This window comes from Paraburkholderia sp. SIMBA_053, assembly GCF_046534895.1.
GTDB lineage: Bacteria > Pseudomonadota > Gammaproteobacteria > Burkholderiales > Burkholderiaceae > Paraburkholderia > Paraburkholderia caledonica.
The window spans coordinates 1-260 of the sequence record NZ_JAWRXU010000986.1; the positions used below are offsets into that span (position 1 = coordinate 1).

Consider the following 260-nt stretch of genomic DNA (forward strand, 5'->3'; position numbering starts at 1 on the left):
CTCGACAGACGGTCTACCGCATAGACGTCGGCGGTGGGTGCCGCGAGCGCCGCGCGAATCGACGCGGCAAGCTCCGGCGAAACGATCTCGTCGGCGTCGAGCGAGAGAATCCAGGCGGTGTTGAGCGCGTCCACCGCGCGGTTCTTTTGCGGGCCGAAGCCTGGCCAGTCGGTCTGTTCGATCACCTGGGCGCCGTGCGCGCGGGCAATGTCGGCAGTGCCGTCGACGCTGCCGCCGTCGATCACGACAATCTGGTCCGC

At 68.5% G+C, this 260-nt stretch carries 1 protein-coding gene; it reads right to left on the bottom strand.

Going from position 1 to position 260, the window contains the following annotated elements:
- Window positions 1-260, bottom strand: a 260-nt coding sequence (locus SB753_RS38560; RefSeq protein WP_410805350.1) for a glycosyltransferase, incomplete at both ends; no start/stop codon positions are given.